Genomic DNA, 4707 nt, shown 5'->3' on the forward strand with positions numbered 1-4707 from the left:
TTGGGGTTGTTTTAACCCGCCCCCGTGGGTTTTTTCTGTCCCCCCCCCGGGTGGGGGGTGGGGGGGGGGGTGGGGTTGGGGCGGGGGGGCGGGGGCCGGCGCCTGGGCCGGGGGAGCGGGAGGGGTGGGGCTGGGCTCGGGGTGGAGGCGGTCGCCGGTTCTGGCGGGGCAGGACGTCTCACCGAGGTACAGCGTGATCTTCGCGGGCACGCCGTCGGCGGCCTGGGCTTCCTGTGCGCACACCTTCCAGCCGGCGTAGGCGGAGGCGTCGGCAGGCAGCGTGATGTCGGAATATGCGGAGCGGGCTTCGAGGGTGGCCGTGCGGGACTGGGCGTCTTTCCGGGTGCCGCCGGTCAGCTGAGGTGTGCCCGGCGGCGGCAGGGCGGGCGAGGCGGTCACGGTGACCGTGGGGCCGGCGGCGGTGACCGTGACGGTCGGTCCGGGCACCTTCTTCTCCTTGACGACCTCGTCGGGTCCCAGCGCCATACCGGCGATGACCAAGGCGACGAAGCCACCGACGACGATGGCGCAGCCCGAGAGGCCGACGCGCTGTCCTCGGCTGAGGTGCCGTTGCCGCCCGCCGCCGGGCGGCGGGGGACCGGCCGGGGAGCCGGGGTGCCAGTGGGGTCCGGGTTGCGGCTGGCCGCCGGGCCACTGCCGGGACGGGTCGTGGGGGTGCTGCGTCATGGGTGCCTCTCCTGTGCGGTCCGGTGACCGCCGTCGCGTTCCGTGCGGGTGGCGTGGGGGTGGGTCCGGTTCACCAGGAGTGGCGGGTGACCTTGACGAGCCTGCAGTCGATCCTGTCGCCCGCCTTCAGCTTGGCCGCCAGGTCGTAGGCGAGCGCACCGGCCTTCTCGTCGGTGTACTTCTGGCCCTTGTCCAGGTTCTGCGCGTAGCTGTTGATGTCGGCCTTCTTCTCGCCGTTGACCAGCACCTCGCCCTCGGCCGCGTAGGAGTAGCGGCGGTCGCCGGAGTTGGTGAACTCCAGCTCGACCCGTACCTCCTCCGTCCCGAAGTCGGTCGGCGACACCTTGCACGCCTTGACGGTGACGTCCTTGGAGATGTCGGGCTGGTTGTTCACGGAGCCGCCGGAGGGCTTGGCGGCCTCGGGCTGGACGACGGAGCTGTCGGAGGCCTTGTCGAGTTCCTTCGCGGCCTCGTTGACGGCCTTGCCCGCGACCAGGGTGCAGCCGCCGACGAGAACGAGGGCGAGGACGGCGGGGATGCCACAGCCGAGGGCGATCTTCTTGCCGGTGCTCATGCTCTGCTTGGGGGCGGGGTACTGCGGGTGGGGCTGCTGCGGGTATCCGTTTTCGGACATGAAGGGGTAAATCCTTGCTGGCAGGCGTGACTTCCGGGCCATGGCGGTGCAGCGCGATGGGCAGAAGCGGGCGCAACTATTGCACGATCTTGACCAACATGCACGAGGTTCTGTCAAAAATGAGATCAGAAGTGAGGGTGAGGAGCACACGATGAAGGTCACCAGCAAAGCCAGCGGCGTCACGGTCGAGGACGTCCCCGGCTACGAGGACACCCTCTTCCTCATCGGCTACCCGCCCAACAGCACCAAGGCGAACGGCTTCTACGTCAAAACCCCCGACGAGGCCCCGCTCACCTCCACCTGGCTGCGCCGCCTTCCCTTCGACCGCCTCCTGCGCGCCGCCGCCGAGGCCCGCGCGGAGGAGATCGCCACAGCGGTGGGCAGCGCCCCCGCCGGCGAGGGACGCCCGTACGGCGGCGGCGAGGAACACCTCGCCAGGGTCGCCGCGCTCTTCGAGTGGGCCACCGAGCGGAACATCCCCCCGCGCAGGGCCATCGCCACCCGCTGGGCCCGCTCCGAGGCCACCGCGGGCCGGTGGATCGCCGAGGCCCGGAAATCCGGACTCATCCCGGCCCCGGAGCCCCGCGCGAAAAGGACGGCCCCGGACGCCGGAGCGTGACCTCAGCGGCTTCCGGAAGCCCGCCCGGGCGCCGATCGGGGGCGGGGCCGGTCTCCCGTCCTCGGTGCCGTGTGCGGGCTTTGGGGAGCTTGATGTTCCGCATCTGACGTCGAACGGCATCTCGAACTCGGTTGGCGGTCTTGCTGTTTGAGATTCGACAGGATGACCTTCGCAGGCCCGCGTGATGATGTGATGATGTTGGCCATGGCTGTCGATGCAGTGGTCGTGCGTCAGCGTGTCGAGGATCTGGACGCGGCTGTGCCGTTCCTCCTGTTCGCCGGACCTGATGAGGCGGTGCAGCGTGTCGCCGGCGTCGCTGCGACTCTCGCCGTCGCCGATCTGAACGCCGCAGTCGAGGAGGCGGGAGGCGCCGAGATCGTGATGCCCGTTCAGCCCACCCCGAACGGCCGTCGTGCGGTGCTGCGGCACCCGGGCGGCGGTGTCTTCGAGTACGTCGGCCCGTGACCGTGGGCGGTTGGTGTGGCGAGGTGACCTCCCGTAGCCGGCGGACCCGGGTGTGAGAGGGCCCTGCTGCGCAGGTTGGTTGAGCAAGGCCCGGCTTCACTGGTTCTTCGCGACGGCCGCTCCGCACTCATGGGGATCTGGCTGGCCACTTCCTTCCAGTATTTATCCAGCTTGAATTTGAATCGTGGCTGGATCGGTCACAGCTGTTCTGGGACACTGGGTACACGGCGCCTCCTGTACGCCGGTTGGGTCAAGAAGCGGTGTGGGTGCCAGCCGCACGCGTGGCATACGGTCGGTGCCTTCGCGAACTCGCCGGACTCGTCACCCCAGAAGTCCACGTTCCTCCCGCCCCCCACGGGGGCCGAACTTCACGAGGGACAGGAACGCCTCGGTCAGCTCACCCTTCAGGAACCTGCGCGACAGGTTCAAGGCATGGCCGCTCCCGAGACCGCCCGACGCCGTGAGCGCGACCCCGAGGAGGCGCCGCACCTCCCTGCCCCGCTCGTCCAGCACCTTCGGGACGTCGAACACCCCAACGGCTCCGCCACCTCCCCGCAGCCTCTCGTCCGCCAACCGCACCAGCCCGTCGTCGGCGCCAGCCATGCCTTTCCGGCGGATCAGGCTTCGGGGTCGAGGGTCCGGAGGTCGTAGAGGTAGGAGCGGTCGTCTTTGAAGCTGCGCCAGACGGTGGCCGGGGGTTCGGGTTCGTCAGCGTGGTTGTTGAGGGGATGGGCGGTGACGAGGCCGTCAGCGATCTCGCAATGCCAGCCGTCGGTCGGCGACCAGACACACCACACGTGCCCGTCCGTTCGGCGGTAGGCAGGGCGGCCGTTGTGCTCGCCGTCGCGTTCGAAGTGGTAGCGGAGCCCGTCCATGTGGCGGACGAAGGTGAAGGATGCGAGTGCCGTCATACTTTCGGCACTGTATGGGACGACGCTGCTGGCCGCGAAGCGGTTCTGGGCGTAACCAGAGGCAGGACGTATCTCACGGACGGAGCCAGAGCCGGACTGCGGCGACGGCCAACACCGCGTTCGGACTGCGTGCCCAGGGCACACCCAAGAAGATCGTCGCGCCTGAGGCCGTTTCCCTGCACACCGAGCGACCCGCCGGCAGCCCCCGCAACGTCTGGGCGGGAACCGTGCGCGAGATCACCGCCACCGGCAGCCGCCTGCGCGTCCTCATCGCCTCGGAGACCACCGCGGACACCGTCGCCGAGGTCACCCCGCAGGCCGCCGCCGAACTCGGCCTCGCCGCCGGCACACCGGTCTGGTGCAGCGTCAAGGCCACGGAGATCACCCTCGTCGCCCTGTGACGGCACCGGGCGGCCGTCAGTAGACGTCTCGTACGTACCGCTTGTCGGCGGCCAGGCGCCGGACGAAGGCGTCCGCCTCGTCGGAGCCCATGGCACCGTGAGTGCCGACGATCTCCTTGAGGGCTTGGTCGACGTCCTTGGCCATGCGTCCGGCATCGCCACAGACGTAGAAGCGTGCGCCGTCCTGCAGCCACTGCCACAGGCGGGCTCCGTTCTCGCGCATGCGGTCCTGGACGTAGACCTTGCTGCGCTGGTCCCGGGAGAACGCGAGGTCGAGCCTGTCGAGGTGGCCGGACGCCGTGAAGGCCTCCAAGTCGTGGCGGTGGTAGAAGTCGGTGGCCCGGCGCTGTTCGCCGAAGAAGAGCCAGTTCGGCCCGGTATGGCCACGGGCATGGCGGTCTTCGAGGAATCCGATGAACGGGGCCACGCCGGTTCCCGGGCCCACCATGATCATGGGAGTGGCGGGGTCGGTGGGCGGGTGGAAGTGGGGTGAGCGCTGTACGTAGACCTGGACGGGGCCGTCGTCCGCGCTGTCGGCGAGGTACGTGGAGCACACGCCGTTGCGGTCGCGCCCACGGTCGCTGGTGTAACGCACGACCGAGACCGTCAGGCGCACCTCACCGGGATGCGCGAGGGGGCTGGAGGAGATCGAGTACAGGCGGGGCTGAAGTCGCTTGAGGACGGCGGTCCACTCGGCGGCGGAAGCGCGCACGGGGAACATCGCGAGGACGTCGGCGGCCTGGCGGCCCCAACTCCACTGGCCGAGCGCGTCTTTGTTGTCCGGACGCAGCAGCCGCTTGAGGTCGTGGCTGCCGGTTCGGTCGCACACGAACCGGAGCAGGTCCGTGGTGATACGGGTGATGTCGAGACGGGTGCGCAGTGCCTCCCGGAGCGGGAGGGGAATGCCGTCGCCGAGGTCGAGGGGTTCGTCGGGGTCGAGGCCGGTGAGGGCGAGCCACTCGGTGACGAGAGCGTGGCCGTTGGCCGGCC

Annotated in this window: 5 protein-coding genes and 3 pseudogenes; 3 read left to right on the forward strand and 5 right to left on the reverse strand. The window is 69.7% G+C overall.

Annotation, left to right across the window (positions count from 1 at the left end):
* A pseudogene (locus AB0O29_RS34145) lies at positions 1 to 687 on the reverse strand (hypothetical protein); the annotation flags it as partial.
* Positions 688 to 757: 70 nt separating this feature from the next.
* Positions 758 to 1321, reverse strand: coding sequence for a hypothetical protein (locus AB0O29_RS34150; protein ID WP_365159807.1), 564 nt, complete (start codon positions 1319 to 1321; stop codon positions 758 to 760).
* Positions 1322 to 1472: 151 nt separating this feature from the next.
* Here AB0O29_RS34150 and AB0O29_RS34155 point away from each other — a divergent pair, with 151 nt between their 5' ends.
* Positions 1473 to 1940: a hypothetical protein gene (locus AB0O29_RS34155; RefSeq protein WP_365159810.1), complete on the forward strand. Its 468-nt coding sequence runs from the start codon at positions 1473 to 1475 to the stop codon at positions 1938 to 1940.
* A gap of 162 nt (positions 1941 to 2102) precedes the next feature.
* Positions 2103 to 2405, forward strand: coding sequence for a VOC family protein (locus tag AB0O29_RS34160; protein ID WP_365159812.1), 303 nt, complete (start codon positions 2103 to 2105; stop codon positions 2403 to 2405).
* Positions 2406 to 2726: 321 nt separating this feature from the next.
* Here AB0O29_RS34160 and AB0O29_RS34165 read toward each other — a convergent pair whose 3' ends face one another.
* The gene (locus AB0O29_RS34165) at positions 2727 to 2936 is read right to left on the reverse strand and encodes a hypothetical protein (protein ID WP_365159815.1); all 210 of its coding nucleotides are present in this window, start codon (positions 2934 to 2936) and stop codon (positions 2727 to 2729) included.
* Positions 2937 to 3022: 86 nt separating this feature from the next.
* Positions 3023 to 3316: a hypothetical protein gene (locus AB0O29_RS34170; protein WP_365159818.1), complete on the reverse strand. Its 294-nt coding sequence runs from the start codon at positions 3314 to 3316 to the stop codon at positions 3023 to 3025.
* Between the two features lie 152 nt (positions 3317 to 3468).
* Here AB0O29_RS34170 and AB0O29_RS34175 point away from each other — a divergent pair.
* Positions 3469 to 3717 (forward strand): annotated as a pseudogene (locus AB0O29_RS34175) (TOBE domain-containing protein); the annotation flags it as partial.
* Positions 3718 to 3733: 16 nt separating this feature from the next.
* On the opposite strand, the pseudogene AB0O29_RS34180 reads toward AB0O29_RS34175, so the two are convergent.
* Positions 3734 to 4707 (reverse strand): annotated as a pseudogene (locus AB0O29_RS34180) (reductase); the annotation flags it as partial.

The organism is Streptomyces sp. NPDC089915, from assembly GCF_040684675.1.
Lineage (GTDB): Bacteria > Actinomycetota > Actinomycetes > Streptomycetales > Streptomycetaceae > Streptomyces.